Genomic DNA, 17221 nt, shown 5'->3' with positions numbered 1-17221 from the left:
ATCCGGGCCGTAAGGTTGGCACGCGACTTCGACGAGGAAGTGAGGGCGGCGTGAGCGAGTTCGTGCGGCTGGAGACCAGGGACGGCATCGGCACCATCCGGCTGGAGCGGCCGCCGATGAACGCGCTCAACAAGCAGGTCCAGGAGGAGTTGCGGGCCGCCGCTGCGGCCGCCGCCGCCGACCCCGAGGTCCGCGCCGTCATCGTGTACGGCGGGGAGAAGGTCTTCGCGGCCGGCGCGGACATCAAGGAGATGGCCGAGATGTCCTACGTGGACATGGCGGGGCGGGCCGCCGGCCTGTCCAGCGCGCTCGGCGAGTTCGCCCGGATCCCCAAGCCGGTGGTCGCCGCGATCACCGGGTACGCCCTCGGCGGCGGTTGCGAGCTGGCCCTGGCCTGCGACTGGCGGGTGGTGGCCGAGGACGCCAAGCTCGGCCAGCCGGAGATCAAGCTCGGCGTCATCCCCGGCGCGGGCGGCACCCAGCGGCTGGCCCGTCTCGTCGGCCCGGCCCGGGCCAAGGACCTGATCATGTCGGGTCGGATGGTGGACGCCCAGGAGGCGCTGCGGATCGGCCTGGCCGACCGGGTGGTCCCGGCCGCCGAGGTGTACTCCGCCGCCGTCGAGCTGGTGACGCCGTACCTGAGGGGTCCGGTGCAGGCGCTACGGGCGGCGAAGCTCGCGGTCGACGGCGGCCTGGACATGGATCTCGCCTCCGGCCTGGCCTGGGAGAGCCAGCTCTTCGCGGCGCTGTTCGCCACCGACGACCGGCGCGAGGGGATGGCCGCCTTCGTCGAGAAGCGCAAGCCGGACTTCACCGGGCGCTGAGCCGAGGACGGTTCACATTCCGTCTACCGGCCAGTAGCGTGTGACTCCGGCCACGGACGAGGGGAACGGCGATGACGGAGCGGGTCGAAGGTCACGGCGGGGAGCTGGCGCTCGCGGCGCTGCGCGCGCACGGCGTACGGGAGATGTTCACCCTCTCCGGCGGGCACGTCTTCCCGCTCTACGACGCGGCCCACAAGGCCGGATTCCCGCTCTACGACGTCCGGCACGAGCAGTCGGCGGTCTTCGCGGCCGAGGCGGTGGCCAAGCTCAACCGTCGCCCCGGCCTCGCCGTGCTCACCGCCGGCCCCGGCGTCACCAACGGCGTATCCGGGCTGACCAGCGCGTTCTTCAACGCGTCGCCGGTGCTGGTGCTGGGGGGTCGGGCCCCGCAGTTCCGCTGGGGCTCCGGCAGCCTCCAGGAGATGGACCACCTGCCACTGGTCGCCCCGGTCACGAAGCACGCCGAGACGGTGTTCAGCGCCGACGACATCCCGCGCGCGGTCGGTGCCGCGCTGACCACCGCGCTCACCCCGCACCGGGGCCCGGTCTTCCTGGACCTCCCCCTGGAGGCGGTCTTCTCCGTCGGCGACGTCGAGCTGCCCGAGGTGGCCCCGCCCGCCCCGGCCGAGGCCGACCCGGAGGAGGTGGCGAGGGCCGCCGCACTGATCGCCGCCGCCGGCCGCCCCGTGATCATCGCCGGCTCCGACGTGTACGCCGGGGACGCCGTCGACGCGCTGCGGGCCGCCGCCGAGGCGTTGCAGGTGCCCGTCTTCACCAACGGCATGGGCCGGGGCGCGCTGCCGCCGACCCACCCGCTCGCCTTCGCCAAGGCCCGCCGGGTCGCCCTGCGCAACGCCGACGTGGTGGTCGTGGTCGGCACCCCGCTGGACTTCCGGCTCGCCTTCGGCGACTTCGGCGACGCGCGGGTGGTGCACGTGGTGGACGCCCCCAGCCAGCGCGCCACCCACGTCCAGCCGGCCGCCTCGCCCGCCGGCGACCTGCGGCTGGTCCTCACCGCGTTCGCCGAGCACCCCGGCGACCGGGCCGACCACGCCGACTGGATCGCCGAGCTGCGCGTCGCCGAGGACGCCGCGAAGGCCCGCGACGCCGAGGAGATGGCCGCCGAGACCGACCCGATCCGACCGGCCCGGGTCTACGGCGAGCTGCGCCGGGTCCTCGCCCCGGACGCCATCACCATCGGCGACGGGGGCGACTTCGTCTCGTACGCCGGCAAGTACCTTGAGCCCGCCCAGCCCGGCACCTGGCTCGACCCCGGCCCGTACGGCTGCCTCGGCACCGGCATGGGCTACGCCATGGGGGCCCGGGTCAGCCACCCGGACCGGCAGGTCTGTGTGCTGATGGGCGACGGCGCGGCCGGGTTCTCGCTGATGGACGTGGAGTCCCTGGTCCGCCAGCAGCTCCCCGTGGTGATCGTGGTCGGCAACAACGGCATCTGGGGCCTGGAGAAGCACCCGATGCGGGCAATGTACGGCTACGACGTGGCCGCCGACCTCCAGCCCGGGCTGCGCTACGACAAGGTCGTCGAGGCCCTCGGCGGAGCGGGGGAGACGGTGGAGAAGGCCGGCGATCTCGCCCCGGCCCTGGACCGCGCCTTCGCCTCCGGCGTGCCGTACCTGGTCAACGTCCTGACCGACCCGGCCGACGCGTACCCCCGCTCCTCGAACCTGGCCTGAGGCCGCCGTCAGCCCTCGGCGTAATCCGCCGAGGCCCAAATCAGCGAATTGTCAGCGCCCGTCGCCGTAACGTCAGCCACGCCTCGGCAGTTTGTCAGTGCCGTCGGCCATGGTGGCGTGACAAGCGAGACGACGGGAGCTTTCCATGACGTACGCGATCCGGGCGGAGGGTCTGGTGCGGCGCTTCGGCGCCACCACGGCCCTCGCCGGAGTCGACCTCGCGGTCCCCACCGGGACCGTGTTCGGGCTGCTCGGGCCCAACGGGGCCGGGAAGACCACCATCGTGCGGGTGCTCGCCACCCTGCTCGCCGCCGACGAGGGCCACGCCACCGTCGGCGGGTACGACATCCGCCGCGACGCCCACCGGGTTCGCCAGCTCGTCGGCCTCACCGGCCAGTACGCCTCGGTCGACGAGGCCCTCACCGGCACCGAGAACCTGCTGCTGATCGGGCGGCTGCTCGGGCTGAGCCGGGCCGACGCCCGGGCCCGGGCGCGTGAGCTGCTCGCCCGGTTCCAGCTGACCGACGCCGCCGACCGGCCGGCGAAGACCTACTCCGGCGGGATGCGCCGCCGCCTCGACCTGGCCGCCAGCCTCGTCGGCCGGCCGCAGGTGCTCTTCCTCGACGAGCCGACCACCGGGCTGGACCCGCGCAGCCGCAACGAGCTGTGGGACACGGTCCGCGAACTGGTCACCGACGGGGTGACCGTGCTGCTGACCACGCAGTACCTGGAGGAGGCCGACCAGCTCGCCGGCGAGATCGCCGTCGTCGACCACGGTCGGGTCATCGCCCAGGGCACGCCGGAGGAGCTGAAGGCCAAGACCGGCGGCCAGGTGCTCACGGTCCGTCCGGCGGACCCGGCCGACCTGGCGACCGTGGTGTCCATCGCCGGCGAGGTGGCTGCCGTCACCCCGGAGGTCGCCCACACCACCGTCACCGTCCCGGTGAACGACCCGGCGCTGCTGCCCGCCGTGGTCTGCCGCCTCGACGCCGCCGAGGTTCCGGTGGCCGAGCTGGCCCTGCGCGGCTCCAGCCTCGACGAGGTCTTCCTCTCCCTCACCGGCCACCGCGCCGAGTCCGACGCCTCGGCCGGGGCCGACCTGGAAAGGACGCCGGCATGACCGCCGCCACCGTCACCGCCGACACCCGGCCGGCGCCGGCCCGACGGCTCGGCGTGTCCGCCGGGCTGCGGCACACCCTCACCCTGGCCTGGCGCAGCCTGGTGCAGATCAAGCACAATCCGATGGAGCTGCTCGACCTGAGCATCCAGCCGGTGATGTTCGTGCTGCTGTTCACGTACGTCTTCGGCACGGCCATCTCCGGCTCGCCGGGGGAGTACCTGACGTTCGCGCTGCCCGGCATCATCGTGCAGAACGCCCTCTTCGCCACCATGACCACCGGGTTCGGGCTGAACAACGACCTCACCAAGGGCGTGTTCGACCGGCTGCGCTCCCTGCCGATCGCCCGCTGGTCGCCGCTGGCCGGGCGGATCCTCGCCGACACGGTGAAGCAGGCCTGGTCGGTGTCGCTGCTGATCGGCGTCGGCGCGATCCTCGGCTTCCGGCTGGGCAACGGGGTGCTCGGGCTGCTCGGGGCATTCGTCCTGCTGCTCGGCTTCTCGCTGGCCGCCGCGTGGATCTCGGTGCTGGTCGGGGTGCTGGTCAGCGAGCCGGAGAAGGTGCAGATCTTCGGCTTCATGGTGATCTTCCCGCTCACCTTCACCAGCAACGTCTTCGTCCCGACCGACCGGATGCCGAGCTGGCTCCAGCACTGGGTCGAGGTCAATCCGGTGACCATCCTGGCCGACGCCCTGCGCGGACTGCTGGTCGGTGGCCCGGTGGCCGCCCCGGTCGTCCGGTCGATGCTCTGGGCCGTCGCCCTCGCCGCCGTCTTCGCGCCCCTGGCGGTCCGGGCGCTCAGGCGTCGAGTGTGACCCGCACCAGCTCGCGGACCGGCTCCAGCCGGGCGGCCTGACCGGTCAGCCCGACCGGGCAAGGCTGCTCGGCCGGGCTCGCCGCCGCGTCAGGCGCCCGGCCGGTCGTCCTCCCGGGGCGGGTCGCCCTCCTTGCGGCGCAGGTCGTCCTCGCGCCGGCGCAGGTCGTCCTCCCAGCGGCGGAACAGCTCCCGGTCCTGCTCGCGGGAGTGCTCGGCGAGGGAGCTGAGGAACTCCGGGTCGTCGTCCGGGGCGACGGGCCGGCGCCGCTCGGTGGGGGCGCGGCCGAGCGGCCCGGCCGCCCGGGGCCGTCCCGAGGCGGGCTCCCGTCCCGCGACGAACCAGGCGATCGAGCCGACCAACGGGAAGATCAGGATGACCAGCACCCAGGCGATCCGGGGCAGGCCGCGGACCTGGCCCTCCTCGGCCGAGAGGCAGCTGATCAGCGCGCAGACCGCGAGGACGATCTGGATCAGGAAGAGTAGGACGTACAGCCTGGCCATCCCCCCATCATGGCGCACCTTCGCCCGATCACCACAGTCCGCGCGCCGTCAGCAGCACACCCACCGCGGCCTGCCCGAGGGCGGCCAGGGCAACCACGGGCATGGTCCGCGAGGTGCCGCGCAGCGGGCCCGAGCCGACGGCCCGCCCCCAGCAGAGGGCCAGCGCCGCCGCCCAGCCGGCGATCGCCACGCCGGCCAGCACCGCCCCGGTCGCGTCCCCGGTGAGGGCCAACCGGACGGTCAGCACGGTGACGACGGTGAGCGCGAGCAGGGTGCGCCGCCAGGCCAGCCGGGTCCGTTCGGGTTGCAGCCCCGGGTCCCCGGTCACCGGCCGCCGACCGCCCGGGCGAGCACGGCCACCACCAGCAGCAGCGCGCCCAGCCCCACGGCGAGGGCGAGGACGGCGGGGAAGCGGGACGCCGGCAGCTCCTCGCCGAGCCGGATGGCCCGCTCGGTGCGGGCCCAGTGGTCCACGGCCCGCACCGCCACCGTCCCGCCGAGCAGCAGCAGCGCGACGGCGATCGCCTCGCGCAGGTGCGCCAGCGGCAGCGGCGGCAGGAACTGGGCCGCGGCCAGTCCGCCGGCGACCAGCGCCAGCCCCGTGCGCAGCCAGGCCAGGAACGTCCGCTCGTTGGCCAGGGAGAACCGGTAGTCGGGCGTGCTGCCCACCGACCGCAGCTCCCGCGGGTCGAACCACCGCCGCACCGTCTCCCACACGAAGCCGATTATCCGCTTTGCCCCGGGCATAGCCTGGACCGGTGACCGATCCTGACGCGATGACGCTGCGCGAGGCGTACGACAACCAGCTGAAGGCCTGGGTGCCGGACCCGCTGCCGGTCGGGGTGACCGTGGAGCGGGACGGGCCGCTGTCCCGCGTTCTCGGCCTGGACCGTGGGGGTTTCCTCAGCTACCGGGACCTGGGCGGCCTGACCGGGGCGGCACTGGACGAGCTGATCGCCCGGCAGGTGGAGGTCTTCCGGGCCCGGGGCGAGCAGGTGGAGTGGAAGCTGCACGGCCACGACGAGCCGGCCGATCTGCCCGACCGGCTGCGGGCCGCCGGGTTCGTCCCGGAGGAGCAGGAGACCGTCGTGATCGGCCCGGTCGCGCCGCTGGCCGCAGCCCTCCCGGTGATCCCCGAGGGGGTGCGCCTGCGCGAGGTGACCGCCCGCGCCGACCTGGACCGGATCGTGGTCATGGAGGAGGAGGTCTGGGGCGAGGGCCGGGGCCACCTCGCCGACGGGCTGGAGCGGGAGATCGCCGCCGACCCGCAGTCGATCACGGTGGTGGTCGCCGAGGCGGGGGAGACCGTGGTCAGCGCCGGCTGGGTGCGCTACGTCCCCGGCACCGGCTTCGCGACGTTGTGGGGCGGCTCGACGCTGGAGGGTTGGCGCCGCCGGGGCATCTACCGGGCGTTGGTCGGCCACCGGGCGCGGCTGGCGGCCCAGCGCGATCGCACCCTGCTCCAGGTGGACGCCTCCGACGACAGCCGGGCGATCCTGGAGCGGCTCGGCCTCGTCCCGGTCACCACCACCACGCCCTACATCTACACTCCGTGACCATGAGTCAGCGACTGACGGACGACGAGCGGCTCACCCTGAAGACCGGCGCGTTCGGCGCGGTCTTCCTGGTTGCGAACGCCGATCCGGGCATGCTCGCGCTGCTGCGGGAGAGCTTCGCCGCGTCCGGGGTGATGGCGCAGGCGGGCGGCCCGGTGAAGGAGGCCCTCACCACCGGTCCGCTGCCGACGCTGCCCCGGGACTCGGCCCTGGAGGTCGAGTCGGTGGTGCTGCCGGCGCTGGGCCGGGCGGTGGAGATCCTGCGGGAGAAGTTCCCGCAGGACGTGGCCGGCTACCGGTCGCTGGTGCTCGCCGCCGCCGACCGGGTGGCCCGGGCGCACCGGGGGGTGGTGCCGGCCGAGGCGGCGGCGATCGACAAGATCAGGGCAGCGCTGGCCGAGTCGGCCTGACCTCCGCCGGACGCGACCGGCCGGATCGCGCGTGGGTGAGCTGTGTCACTCGGAGGCCTCCGAAGGCCGAACCTACTTGTGGGTAACATTGGGTCGTGGGCAAGTGCACAGCGGCCCGCGGTTGACCGGGCGTCAACGGACGCGCGAGGCTGCGCCCGAGACCGGGCGAGCAATCGCAACACCAACAGGAGGGTCGTCGAAGCGCGATGAACATCGTCGTACTCGTCAAGCAGGTGCCCGATTCGGGCGCGGACCGCAGCCTGCGTTCTGACGACAACACCGTCGACCGCGGTTCGGCGAACAACGTCATCAACGAGATGGACGAGTACGCCATCGAAGAGGCGTTGAAGATCAAGGAGGCGCACGGCGGCGAGGTCACCATCCTGACCATGGGTCCGGACCGGGCGACCGAGTCGATCCGTAAGGCGCTCTCCATGGGACCGGACAAGGCCGTGCACGTCGTCGACGACGCCCTGCACGGGTCCTGCGCCGTGGCCACCTCGAAGGTGCTCGCCGCCGCTCTCGGTCAGCTGGGTGCCGACCTGGTGATCTGCGGCGCCGAGTCGACCGACGGCCGGGTCCAGGTCCTGCCGCACATGATCGCCGAGCGCCTCGGCGTCGCCGCGCTGACCGGTGCGCGCAAGCTCACCGTCGACGGTGCCACCCTGACCGTCGAGCGGCAGACCGAGGAGGGCTACGAGGTGATCACCGCCTCGACCCCGGCCGTCGTCTCCGTCTGGGACACCATCAACGAGCCGCGCTACCCGTCCTTCAAGGGCATCATGGCCGCCAAGAAGAAGCCGGTGCAGACGCTCTCCCTGGGTGACCTCGGCGTCGCCCCGGCCGAGGTGGGCTTCGACGGCGCGACCAGCGCCGTGCTGGAGCACACCAAGCGCCCACCGCGCTCCGGCGGCGCGAAGGTCACCGACGAGGGCTCCGGCGGCGTGCAGCTGGTCGAGTTCCTCGCCACCGAGAAGTTCGTGTGAGGGGTCTGGACATGTCTGAGGTTCTGGTCGTCGTCGAAGCCACCCGGGAGTTCGGCGTCAAGAAGGTCACCCTGGAGATGCTCACCCTCGCCCGCGAGCTGGGCACGCCGAGCGCGGTCGTGCTCGGTGGCCCCGGCGCCGCCGAGGCGCTGAGCGCCAAGCTGGGCGAGTACGGCGCGGAGAAGGTCTACGCCGCAGAGGGCGAGGAGATCGACGGTTACCTGGTGGCCCCCAAGGCCACCGTGCTGGCCGAGTTGGTCAAGCGGGTCCAGCCCGCGGCCGTGCTGCTCGCCTCCGCCCAGGAGGGCAAGGAGATCGCCGCCCGGCTGGCCGTCAAGCTGGACAACGGCATCCTGACCGACGTGGTCGGCCTCGCGGCCGACGGCACCGCCACCCAGATCGCGTTCGCCGGCTCGGCCATCGTGAAGTCCAAGGTCACCAAGGGCCTCCCGCTGGTCACCGTCCGGCCGAACTCGGTCCCCCCGGTGCCGGCCGCCGCCACCCCGACCGTCGAGCAGCTCACCGTGTCGGTGACCGACACCGACAAGCTGGCCAAGGTCGTCGACCGGGTCGCCGAGCAGAAGGGCTCGCGCCCCGAACTGACCGAGGCCGGCGTGGTCGTCTCCGGCGGTCGTGGCGTCGGCAACGCCGACAACTTCAAGCTGGTCGAGGAGCTGGCCGACCTGCTCGGCGGTGCCGTCGGCGCGTCCCGTGCGGCCGTCGACTCCGGCTTCTACCCGCACCAGTTCCAGGTGGGCCAGACCGGCAAGACCGTCTCCCCGCAGCTCTACGTCGCGCTGGGCATCTCCGGGGCGATCCAGCACCGGGCCGGCATGCAGACCTCGAAGACCATCGTCGCCGTGAACAAGGACGGCGAGGCCCCGATCTTCGAGCTGGCCGACTTCGGCGTCGTCGGCGACCTGTTCAAGGTCGTCCCGCAGGCCGCCGAGGAGATCCGCAAGCGCAAGTGAACGAGGCCCCCTGGGGCTGCCCGCAGATACCCGGAAGGAGTGGCCGTCCCACGTGGGACGGCCACTCCTTCCCGTATTTGCCGCGTTCGGTGCCCGGGTGGGGGAGGGAACTGATCGGCGGGCCGGGGAGCTGAGCCGGCCCGCCGATCAGCCCGTCAAGGTGCCCCTCGACCGGCTGTCGCCGGAGTGGGCGGGGGGTGTCGGGTCGATGAGGCTGACCTTGTACTACCCCGGAACGCTCGGGAGATTCGCCACGTGGGGTACGGCGGGTCTGCTCTCGCCATTCGCCCGCGTCCCGGCGGGCTCCCCGGAGCTGGGCGAGGTGCCCTCCGGCTTCGGGTCGCCGGTGCCCCGGTCAGTAGGCTGAACGGTGATGGCATACCTGGATCACGCCGCGACGACTCCGATGCTCGACGAGGCACTGGAGGCGTACCTGGCCGCAGCCCGCGAGGTCGGCAACGCGTCGTCACTGCACGCGGCCGGCCGGCGTGCCCGGCGCCGGGTGGAGGAGTCCCGCGAGCAGGTGGCCGCCGCGCTGGGCGCCCGCCCGTCCGAGGTGATCTTCACCGGCGGCGGCACGGAGAGCGACAACCTCGCGGTCAAGGGGATCTTCTGGGCCCGCCGGTCCGCGTCCCCGGGCCGGCGGCGGCTGATCTCCAGCGCCGTCGAGCACCACGCCGTGCTCGACGCGGTCGACTGGCTGGTCGACCACGAGGGGGCCGAGGTGGGGTGGCTGCCGGTGGACGCCGCCGGCCGGCTCGCCCCGGAGACGCTGCGCGCCGAGCTGGCCGCGCACGGCGACGAGATGGCCCTGGTCACCGCCATGTGGGCCAATAACGAGGTGGGCACCCTCCAGCCGGTCGCCGCGCTGGCCGCCGTCGCCGCCGAGCACGGCGTGCCGTTCCACACCGACGCGATCCAGGCCGTCGGCCAGGTGCCGGTCGACTTCGCCGCCAGCGGCGTCTCGGCGCTCACCGTGACCGGGCACAAGCTGGGCGGCCCCGCGGGCGTCGGCGCGCTGGTGCTCGCCCGGGACGTCGCGGCCACCCCGCTGCTGCACGGCGGCGGGCAGGAGCGCGACGTCCGCTCCGGGACGCTGGACACCGCCGGCATCGTCGCCTTCGCGGTCGCGGTGGAGGCGGCCGTGAAGGGCCAGCAGGAGTACGCGGCCCGGGTGGCCGCCCTCCGCGACGACCTGGTGGAGCGGGTCCGGCACGCCGTCCCCGAGGTGGTCTTCAACGGCGATCCCGCCGACCGGCTCCCGGGCAACGCGCACTTCTCCTTCCCGGGCTGCGAGGGCGACGCCCTGCTCCTGCTGCTCGACGCCCAGGGCATCGCCTGCTCCACGGGCTCGGCCTGCTCGGCCGGCGTGGCCCAGCCCTCGCACGTGCTGATCGCGATGGGCGCCGATGACGACCGCGCCCGTTCCTCGCTCCGCTTCACGCTCGGCCACACCAGCACCCAGGCAGAGATCGACGCCCTGGTGACGGCCCTCCCGGCCGCAGTCGACCGCGCTCGCCGCGCCGCCGCCCTCCGCACCCCCCGCTAGCCCTCACCCCCGCCGACCGTGGGCTCGTGGTGCCCGGTTCGGTGCCGCGCGCCTTCGGCCCCCGACACCTTTCCATGATCGACGGGGCGGCGGGCGGTGCCGGTAGGCTCGGGTGGGGAAGGGAGCGTGACGGGGTGAGGGTTCTTGCGGCCATGTCGGGCGGGGTGGACTCCGCCGTGGCGGCGGCGCGGGCCGTGGAGGCCGGGCACGACGTGACCGGCGTGCACCTGGCGCTCGCCCGCAATCCGCAGACGTACCGCACCGGGGCGCGGGGGTGCTGCACGCTGGAGGACTCCCGGGATGCCCGGCGGGCCGCCGACGTGATCGGTATCCCGTTCTACGTGTGGGACATGGCCGACCGGTTCCACGAAGAGGTGGTCGACGACTTCGTCGCCGAGTACGCGGCCGGTCGTACCCCGAACCCCTGCCTGCGCTGCAACGAGAAGATCAAGTTCGCGGCGGTGCTGGACCGGGCCGTGGCGCTGGGCTTCGACGCCGTCGTCACCGGCCACCACGCCCGGCTCGGCCCGGACGGCCTGCTGCGCCGCAGCGTCGACCTCGCCAAGGACCAGTCGTACGTGCTGGCGGTGCTGACCCGTGCCCAGCTCGACCGGTCGGTCTTCCCGCTCGGCGACTCGACGAAGGCGCAGGTCCGCGAGGAGGCGGCCCGCCGCGGGCTGGCCGTGGCCGACAAGCCCGACTCGCACGACATCTGCTTCATCGCCGACGGCGACACCCGGGGCTTCCTGGCCGGACGACTCGGCGAGGCGTCGGGCGACGTGGTCGACGCGCTCACCGGCGCGGTGGTCGGCAGCCACACCGGCGCGTACGCGTACACGGTGGGGCAGCGGCGTGGCCTGCACCTGGACCGGCCCGCCCCGGACGGGCGGCCACGTTACGTGCTCTCGATCACACCGAAGACCAACACCGTCACCGTGGGGCCGGTCGAGGCGCTCGAGGTCTCCTCGGTGCGCGCGGAGCGTCCGGTCTGGACCGGTGGGGGGCGGCCGGCCGCGCCGATCGGGTGCGAGGTCCAGTTGCGCGCCCACGGCGACGTGGTGCCGGCCACCGTCGAGCTGACCGGGGACGCGCTGCGCGCCGAGCTGAGCCGTCCGGTGCGCGGAGTCGCCGCCGGACAGGCCGTGGTGGTGTACCGGCCGGACCCGGCCGGCGACGTGGTGCTCGGCTCCGCCACCATCACCGCCTGATCCGTATACCCTTCGCCCGTGACAGATCTTGCGTGGCCATGGCCGGCCGGCGCGGCGACCGGTATCGGCTCGCTGCCCGGCACCGACGTCGCCGAGGCGCAGCGGGTCGTCCTCGGGGAGCTGCCCGCGCTGCCGCACCTGCCCGAGCTGCCCGAGCGCGGCCCGGGCGCGGACCTGATCGGCCGCACCGGCGGCCTGCTGGTCGAGCTGCCGGTCGAGCTGTACGCGGGCCGGTGGCGGGTCGCCCCCCGGCCGGGCCGGGACCTGCGCCGCGCCCGGGACCTGATGGAACGCGACCTCGACCAGCTCGCCGAGCAGGCCGAGGAGTACGCGGGGACGGTCAAGGTGCAGGCGGCCGGCCCGTACACCCTGGCCGCCTCGCTCGATCTGCCGATCGGCGGGCGGATGCTGCGCGACCCGGGCGCGGTGCGGGACCTCACCGGGTCTCTCGCCGAAGGGCTGCGCGCGCACGTCGCGGCGGTGGCCCGCCGGCTGCCCCGGGCCACGGTGCTGCTCCAGCTCGACGAGCCGTCCCTGCCGGCCGTGCTGGCCGGGCGGGTGCCCACGGAGAGCGGCCTCGGCACGTACCGCCCGGTGGCGCAGCCCGACGCGGCGGACCTGCTGCGCACGGTGGTCGAGGCGGTCGGGGTCCCGGTCGTGCTGCACTGCTGCGCGCCGGACGTTCCGCTGGAGCTGTTCCGCTCGGCCGGCGCCGCCGCGGTCGCGCTGGACCTGAGCCTGGTGCGGGACCTGGACCCGCTCGGCGAGGCGATCGACGCCGGGCTCGGGCTGCTGGCCGGCGCCGCCCCGGCCACCCCGCCGCCGGCCGGTGGCGCGCCGACCTCCGCCCAGGTCGCCGACCGGGTACGTCAGGTCTGGGACCGCCTCGGCTTCCCGCGCCGCCGACTCGCCGAGCAGGTGGTGGTCACCCCGGCCTGCGGCCTCGCCGGGGCCGGCCCGCAGTACGTCCGGGCGGTGCTCGCGGCGTGCCGGGACGCGGGGCGGCGACTCGCCGAGGACTGAGGTTTCCTGTCGGACCCGGTGGGCAGAATGACCCCATGGTTGGACAACTGCGTTCCACGGTGATCGACTGCCCCGATCCCCGCGCCCTCGCGGCGTTCTACGCCGAGCTGCTGGGCCTGCCGGTGGCGGAGGAGGACTCCGAGGGCGACGAGTGGGTGGTGCTCGGCGGCCCGGTCGGCCGACATCCTCGGCTCGCCTTCCAGCAGGCGCCCGACCTGCGCCCGCCGGCCTGGCCGGACCCGGAGCGGCCCCAGCAGTTCCACCTCGATGTCACCGTCTCCGACATCGAGGCCGCCGAGGAGGCGGCGCTGGCCCTGGGCGCGCGGCGGCTGCCCGGTGAGGGCGAGGGTTTCCGGGTCTACGCCGACCCGGCGGGCCACCCGTTCTGCCTGTGCTGGGACTGACCCGCGCTCCCGTGGCGCGGCTTGCGACCGCCGGGCATGATCATGGGGGTGATCGACTCCTCGCTCCGGCGGGCCTCCGGCTCGCTCTTCGGCCTCGCCTACGGTGACGCGCTGGGCCGACCGACCGAGTTCCTGACCGTCGCCGAGATCCACCGCCGGTACGGCCCGTCCGGCCCGCGCGAGCTGGAGGGTAATCCGGCGCTGGTCACCGACGACACCCAGATGGCGCTCGCGGTGGCCTGGGCGTTGCACGACGCGCCGGCGTTCACCCCGGAGGCGGTCGAGCCGCTGCTGCGGGAGCGCTTCATGGCCTGGGCGGTCAGCCCGGACAACAACCGCGCCCCGGGGATGACCTGCCTGCGGGCCTGCGCCGAGCTGTCCCGGGGGGTGCGCTGGCAGGAGGCGACCGTCGCCGGCTCGAAGGGCTGCGGCGCCAACATGCGGGTCACCCCCGTCGGGCTGCTCCCCGTCGAACTGGACACCCTGGCCGGCCTCGCCCAGTTCCAGGCCGGGCTGACCCACGGCCACCCCACCGGGCTGGCCGCCAGTGAGCTGACCGCCTACGCGGTCCGGCTGCTGCGCGACGGCGTCGCCCTGGCCGAGTTGCCGGTGCTGCTCGCCGACCGGGCCCGGGAGCAGCGTCGGGTCTACCGGGGGGACTGGCTCGGCGACCTGTGGCAGCGCCCGGGGGTGGACTCCCCGGAGGAGTTCATCGCCCGTGGCTGGGACGAGTGCCTGGCCGCCCTGGGCCGGCTGACCACGACGCTCACCCGCCCCGACGACGGCGGCGACCCGTGCCGGCGTACCGGTGAGGGGTGGGTGGCCGAGGAGGCGCTGGCGACGGCGCTGCTCTGCGCGCTGTGGCATGCCGACGACCCGGTCGGCGCGCTGGCCCGGGGTGCGACCACCGCCGGCGACTCCGACTCCATCGCGGCCCTGGCCGGTGCCTTCGTCGGCGCCGCCCACGGCGTGTCCGCCTGGCCGCGCGACTGGTCCACCCGCATCGAGTACGCCGACCAACTGACCGCCCTCGCCACCCCCCACGACTGACCCCGCCCCCACCCGACCCCGTCGATCAAGAGGTCTGCGTCACGCACAGCCCCGCCGCCGGCGCGAACCTCTTGATCGGCTCTTCGGGGTCAGGAGGTGGGGAGGTGGGGGAGGGCGCGGAGTTGACGCCAGAGGGTGGGGTCGCACCTGCCCGCGTTGTCCCGGAAGGCCGAGGTGGTGATCCGGATGGGTTCGCTGATGTCGAGGTAGCTGTCGTGGTCGGCGCCGGGGTCCCAGTCGCGGGTGGGGATGCGGACGTGATCGTCCCGGTCGGACTTGTCCTGGCTGGTGATCTTGAGCACGTCGGCGCCCCGGTCGTCGGCCCGCAGCACCACGCAGGGGCGGACCTTCGAGCCGGTGCCGTCGGCGTACGGGACCTCGGCCCACCAGACCTCGCCGGGTCGGGGCGTACCGGCGGGGGCGGTGGTTCGCTCGGCGGCGCGCGGCCGGGGCGGTGCGGCCGGTCGGCCCGGGGCCCGCGTGCCGGCGCCCCGGCCGGGGCGCTGCCGGTCCCGCTGCGGCCGGGTCCGGTCCCGCCGGGCGCGCTCGGTCCCGGCGTTGCGCCGGCGCCACTCGCTCCACGCCCAGCCCGCCGCGACGGCCAGCACGATCGCCAGTGCCCAGAGCAGCCAGTCCGTCATCCGTGCCTCCCGCTGTCCGGCGTCGGCCCGGGCCCGCCGACGTGCGGCGATCCTCGCACGTCGGCGGGGTGACGGCCCGCCGGGCGCGGCGGGCGGCCGGCGGATTGTCACACCCGACCGATACGGTGCGGGGGTAGCTTGATCACGGGAGGTCGCACGACGTGTCCGGTGGCGGCAAGGTGTCGGGGAGCGGCGGGATGTCCGAGAGCGGCAGGGCGTCGGGGAGCGGCGGGATGTCCGAGGGCGGCGGGGCGTCGGGGGACGATCCGGCGTCGACGGCGGGTCCGGCCGGGCCGGACGGTGCTGAGGGTGTAGTCCCGCAGCAGGTCACCCCGGCACAGGAGGCGGCGGCGGGGGCCGAGCCGACCCCCGAGGCGCGGGAGCGGCACGCCACCCTCAGCCAGGAGCTGACCGAGCACCAGTACCGCTACTACGTGCTGGACTCCCCGATCGTCACCGATGCCGAGTTCGACCGACAGCTGCGCGACCTGGAGGCGCTGGAGGCCGAGTTCCCGGCCCTGCGCACCCCGGACTCCCCGACCCAGCGGGTCGGCGGCACCTTCTCCACCGACTTCACCCCGGTCGCCCACGCCGAGCGGATGCTCTCCCTGGACAACGCCTTCGCCGACGAGGAGTTGGCGGCCTGGGCCGAGCGGGTCGAGCGGGACGCCGGCGGCCCGGTGTCCTACCTGTGCGAGCTGAAGGTCGACGGGCTGGCGATCAACCTGACCTACGAGAAGGGCCGGCTGGTGCGCGCGGCCACCCGGGGCGACGGGCGCACCGGCGAGGACGTCACCGCCAACGTCCGCAGCATCCGGGACGTGCCGGCCCGGCTGGCCACGTCGGCCGAGTTCCCGGACGTGCCCGAGTTCATCGAGGTGCGCGGCGAGATCTACTTCCCGATCGCCGGCTTCGCCGACCTCAACGCCAGCCTGGTGGAGCAGGGCAAGGCCCCGTTCGCCAACCCGCGCAACGCCGCCGCCGGCAGCCTGCGCCAGAAGGACCCGCGGATCACCGCGTCCCGGCCGCTGCGGCTGGTGGTGCACGGCGTCGGCGCCCGGCGCGGCTTCACCCCGACCGCCCAGTCCGAGTCGTACGCGGCGCTGAAGGCGTGGGGGCTGCCGACCAGCGACCGTTGGCGGGTGGTGCCCGACCTGGCCGGCGTCGCGGAGTTCATCGCGTACTACGCCGCGCACCGGCACGACGTCGAGCACGAGATCGACGGCGTGGTGGTCAAGGTGGACCCGGTCTCCATCCAGGGCCGGCTCGGCTCCACCAGCCGGGCCCCGCGCTGGGCGATCGCCTTCAAGTACCCGCCGGAGGAGGTCAACACCAAGCTGCTCGACATCGACGTCAACGTCGGCCGCACCGGCCGGGTCACCCCGTTCGCCGTCCTGGAGCCGGTCCTGGTGGCCGGCTCGACGGTGGCCCTGGCCACCCTGCACAACGCGCAGGAGGTGGAGCGCAAGGGTGTGCTGATCGGCGACACGGTGGTGATCCGCAAGGCGGGCGACGTGATCCCCGAGGTGCTCGGCCCGGTGGTCGACCTGCGTCCGGCCGACGCCCGGCCGTTCGTCATGCCGACCACCTGCCCGGCCTGCGGCACCCCGCTGCGGCCGGAGAAGGAGGCGGACGTCGACATCCGCTGCCCGAACAGCCGCGGCTGCCCCGCGCAGTTGCGCGAGCGGGTCTTCCACCTGGCCGGCCGGGGCGCGTTCGACATCGAGGTGCTCGGCTACAAGGGCGCGGCGGCGCTGCTGGACGCGCAGGTCATCGCCGACGAGGGTGACCTGTTCTCCCTCGACGCCGAGCAGCTGGCCCGGTCGCCGTTCTTCGTCAACAAGGACGGCAGCCTCGGCAGCAACGCCGTGAAGCTGCTCGACAACCTTGCCGTGGCCCGCGAGCGCGACCTGTGGCGGGTGCTGGTGGCGCTCTCGATCCGGCACGTGGGCCCGACGGCAGCCCAGGCCCTCGCCCGGCACTTCCGCTCGATGGCGGGCATCGAGGCGGCCGGCGAGGAGGAACTGTCCTCGGTCGACGGCGTCGGCCCGACGATCGCGGCCAGCATCAAGGAGTGGTTCGCCGTCGACTGGCACCGCGAGGTGGTCCGCAAGTGGGCCGAGGCGGGCGTACGGATGGCTGAGGAGGCCGTCGACGAGGGGCCACGCCCGCTGGAGGGGCTCACCGTCGTGGTGACCGGCACCCTGGCCGGGTTCTCCCGGGACCAGGCCGCCGAGGCGATCCAGATCCGGGGCGGCAAGGTCACCGGCTCGGTCTCCAAGAAGACGGGCTTCGTCGTGGTCGGGGACAACCCCGGCTCCAAGGCCGACAAGGCGGTCAGCCTGAAGGTGCCGGTGTTGGACGAGGAGGGCTTCCGGGTCCTGCTCGACCAGGGCCCGGAAGCGGCCCGCGAGGTGGCCCGCGTCGGCGAGTGACCCGGCCGGAGGGCCTGCGGGGGCGGGTCGTGAAT

Annotated in this window: 18 protein-coding genes; 14 read left to right on the top strand and 4 right to left on the bottom strand. The window is 74.3% G+C overall.

The window, feature by feature from the left end:
- Positions 1 to 50: 50 nt before the first annotated feature.
- The 4 genes from ABT023_RS16025 to ABT023_RS16010 all read left to right on the top strand — a co-directional run bounded on the left by ABT023_RS16025 (position 51) and on the right by ABT023_RS16010 (position 4450).
- Positions 51 to 824: an enoyl-CoA hydratase-related protein gene (locus tag ABT023_RS16025; RefSeq protein WP_350885976.1), complete on the top strand. Its 774-nt coding sequence runs from the start codon at positions 51 to 53 to the stop codon at positions 822 to 824.
- A gap of 71 nt (positions 825 to 895) precedes the next feature.
- Positions 896 to 2518: an acetolactate synthase gene (locus ABT023_RS16020; RefSeq protein ID WP_350885974.1), complete on the top strand. Its 1623-nt coding sequence runs from the start codon at positions 896 to 898 to the stop codon at positions 2516 to 2518.
- Between the two features lie 145 nt (positions 2519 to 2663).
- Complete coding sequence (locus tag ABT023_RS16015; RefSeq protein WP_350885972.1) at positions 2664 to 3638, top strand: ATP-binding cassette domain-containing protein; 975 nt, start codon at positions 2664 to 2666, stop codon at positions 3636 to 3638.
- Positions 3635 to 4450 (top strand): ABC transporter permease, encoded by an 816-nt coding sequence (locus ABT023_RS16010; protein ID WP_350885970.1) that lies wholly within the window; start codon positions 3635 to 3637, stop codon positions 4448 to 4450. Before ABT023_RS16015 ends, ABT023_RS16010 begins: the two co-directional genes overlap by 4 nt.
- A gap of 89 nt (positions 4451 to 4539) precedes the next feature.
- Here ABT023_RS16010 and ABT023_RS16005 read toward each other — a convergent pair whose 3' ends face one another.
- From ABT023_RS16005 to ABT023_RS15995, 3 genes are read right to left on the bottom strand one after another with little or no spacing between them, the layout of a single operon-like run.
- Positions 4540 to 4953: a PLD nuclease N-terminal domain-containing protein gene (locus tag ABT023_RS16005; protein ID WP_350885968.1), complete on the bottom strand. Its 414-nt coding sequence runs from the start codon at positions 4951 to 4953 to the stop codon at positions 4540 to 4542.
- Positions 4954 to 4981: 28 nt separating this feature from the next.
- On the bottom strand, positions 4982 to 5281 hold the full coding sequence (locus ABT023_RS16000; RefSeq protein ID WP_350885966.1) for a DUF202 domain-containing protein: 300 nt from the start codon (positions 5279 to 5281) through the stop codon (positions 4982 to 4984).
- Entirely contained in the window at positions 5278 to 5700 is a 423-nt protein-coding gene (locus tag ABT023_RS15995) for a YidH family protein (RefSeq protein WP_502890685.1), read from the bottom strand. Before ABT023_RS15995 ends, ABT023_RS16000 begins: the two co-directional genes overlap by 4 nt.
- Before the next feature lie 11 nt (positions 5701 to 5711).
- Here ABT023_RS15995 and ABT023_RS15990 point away from each other — a divergent pair, with 11 nt between their 5' ends.
- The 9 genes from ABT023_RS15990 to ABT023_RS15950 all read left to right on the top strand — a co-directional run bounded on the left by ABT023_RS15990 (position 5712) and on the right by ABT023_RS15950 (position 14110).
- A complete protein-coding gene (locus tag ABT023_RS15990; protein ID WP_350885964.1) occupies positions 5712 to 6509 on the top strand; it encodes a GNAT family N-acetyltransferase in 798 nt (265 codons plus the stop codon).
- A 2-nt stretch (positions 6510 to 6511) separates the two neighbouring features.
- Entirely contained in the window at positions 6512 to 6919 is a 408-nt protein-coding gene (locus ABT023_RS15985; RefSeq protein WP_350885962.1) for a hypothetical protein, read from the top strand.
- Between the two features lie 206 nt (positions 6920 to 7125).
- Entirely contained in the window at positions 7126 to 7905 is a 780-nt protein-coding gene (locus ABT023_RS15980) for an electron transfer flavoprotein subunit beta/FixA family protein (RefSeq protein WP_350885960.1), read from the top strand.
- An 11-nt stretch (positions 7906 to 7916) separates the two neighbouring features.
- Positions 7917 to 8876 carry an electron transfer flavoprotein subunit alpha/FixB family protein gene (locus tag ABT023_RS15975; protein ID WP_350885958.1) on the top strand — a complete coding sequence of 320 codons (960 nt, stop codon included), beginning with the start codon at positions 7917 to 7919 and terminating at the stop codon, positions 8874 to 8876.
- 373 nt (positions 8877 to 9249) lie between these two features.
- Positions 9250 to 10425 (top strand): cysteine desulfurase family protein, encoded by a 1176-nt coding sequence (locus ABT023_RS15970; RefSeq protein WP_350885957.1) that lies wholly within the window; start codon positions 9250 to 9252, stop codon positions 10423 to 10425.
- A gap of 134 nt (positions 10426 to 10559) precedes the next feature.
- Complete coding sequence (gene mnmA / locus ABT023_RS15965; RefSeq protein ID WP_350885955.1) at positions 10560 to 11633, top strand: tRNA 2-thiouridine(34) synthase MnmA; 1074 nt, start codon at positions 10560 to 10562, stop codon at positions 11631 to 11633.
- 18 nt (positions 11634 to 11651) lie between these two features.
- Positions 11652 to 12656 (top strand): uroporphyrinogen decarboxylase/cobalamine-independent methonine synthase family protein, encoded by a 1005-nt coding sequence (locus ABT023_RS15960; protein ID WP_350885953.1) that lies wholly within the window; start codon positions 11652 to 11654, stop codon positions 12654 to 12656.
- Positions 12657 to 12691: 35 nt separating this feature from the next.
- Positions 12692 to 13060 carry a VOC family protein gene (locus ABT023_RS15955; RefSeq protein ID WP_350885951.1) on the top strand — a complete coding sequence of 123 codons (369 nt, stop codon included), beginning with the start codon at positions 12692 to 12694 and terminating at the stop codon, positions 13058 to 13060.
- Between the two features lie 42 nt (positions 13061 to 13102).
- Positions 13103 to 14110 (top strand): ADP-ribosylglycohydrolase family protein, encoded by a 1008-nt coding sequence (locus tag ABT023_RS15950; protein WP_350886012.1) that lies wholly within the window; start codon positions 13103 to 13105, stop codon positions 14108 to 14110.
- Positions 14111 to 14199: 89 nt separating this feature from the next.
- Here the strand turns inward: ABT023_RS15950 and ABT023_RS15945 are convergent, their stop codons facing one another.
- Positions 14200 to 14751 carry a type II toxin-antitoxin system PemK/MazF family toxin gene (locus ABT023_RS15945; protein ID WP_350885949.1) on the bottom strand — a complete coding sequence of 184 codons (552 nt, stop codon included), beginning with the start codon at positions 14749 to 14751 and terminating at the stop codon, positions 14200 to 14202.
- Between the two features lie 233 nt (positions 14752 to 14984).
- On the opposite strand from ABT023_RS15945, the gene ligA reads away from it, so the two are divergent.
- On the top strand, positions 14985 to 17186 hold the full coding sequence (ligA, locus tag ABT023_RS15940) for an NAD-dependent DNA ligase LigA (protein WP_502890686.1): 2202 nt from the start codon (positions 14985 to 14987) through the stop codon (positions 17184 to 17186).
- Positions 17187 to 17221 lie beyond the last annotated feature (35 nt).

Source organism: Micromonospora sp. NPDC002296 (genome assembly GCF_040296145.1).
Taxonomy (GTDB): Bacteria; Actinomycetota; Actinomycetes; order Mycobacteriales; family Micromonosporaceae; genus Micromonospora.
Note: the sequence above shows the minus strand (reverse complement) of the source record. Positions and strands in the feature narration are given on the sequence as shown.

What these genes read in the sequence shown, in the direction of transcription:
- ABT023_RS16010 (WP_350885970.1), top strand. Translation starts at nt 3,635, where the DNA reads ATGACCGCCGCCACCGTCACCGCCGACACCCGGCCGGCGCCGGCCCGA.
- ABT023_RS15950 (WP_350886012.1), top strand. Translation starts at nt 13,103, where the DNA reads ATGGGGGTGATCGACTCCTCGCTCCGGCGGGCCTCCGGCTCGCTCTTC.
- ABT023_RS15995 (WP_502890685.1), bottom strand. Translation starts at nt 5,700, where the DNA reads ATGCCCGGGGCAAAGCGGATAATCGGCTTCGTGTGGGAGACGGTGCGG.
- ABT023_RS16005 (WP_350885968.1), bottom strand. Translation starts at nt 4,953, where the DNA reads ATGGCCAGGCTGTACGTCCTACTCTTCCTGATCCAGATCGTCCTCGCG.
- ABT023_RS15955 (WP_350885951.1), top strand. Translation starts at nt 12,692, where the DNA reads ATGGTTGGACAACTGCGTTCCACGGTGATCGACTGCCCCGATCCCCGC.
- ABT023_RS15985 (WP_350885962.1), top strand. Translation starts at nt 6,512, where the DNA reads ATGAGTCAGCGACTGACGGACGACGAGCGGCTCACCCTGAAGACCGGC.
- ABT023_RS15970 (WP_350885957.1), top strand. Translation starts at nt 9,250, where the DNA reads ATGGCATACCTGGATCACGCCGCGACGACTCCGATGCTCGACGAGGCA.
- ABT023_RS15980 (WP_350885960.1), top strand. Translation starts at nt 7,126, where the DNA reads ATGAACATCGTCGTACTCGTCAAGCAGGTGCCCGATTCGGGCGCGGAC.
- ABT023_RS15975 (WP_350885958.1), top strand. Translation starts at nt 7,917, where the DNA reads ATGTCTGAGGTTCTGGTCGTCGTCGAAGCCACCCGGGAGTTCGGCGTC.
- ABT023_RS15945 (WP_350885949.1), bottom strand. Translation starts at nt 14,751, where the DNA reads ATGACGGACTGGCTGCTCTGGGCACTGGCGATCGTGCTGGCCGTCGCG.
- ABT023_RS16015 (WP_350885972.1), top strand. Translation starts at nt 2,664, where the DNA reads ATGACGTACGCGATCCGGGCGGAGGGTCTGGTGCGGCGCTTCGGCGCC.
- ligA (WP_502890686.1), top strand. Translation starts at nt 14,985, where the DNA reads ATGTCCGAGGGCGGCGGGGCGTCGGGGGACGATCCGGCGTCGACGGCG.
- ABT023_RS16020 (WP_350885974.1), top strand. Translation starts at nt 896, where the DNA reads ATGACGGAGCGGGTCGAAGGTCACGGCGGGGAGCTGGCGCTCGCGGCG.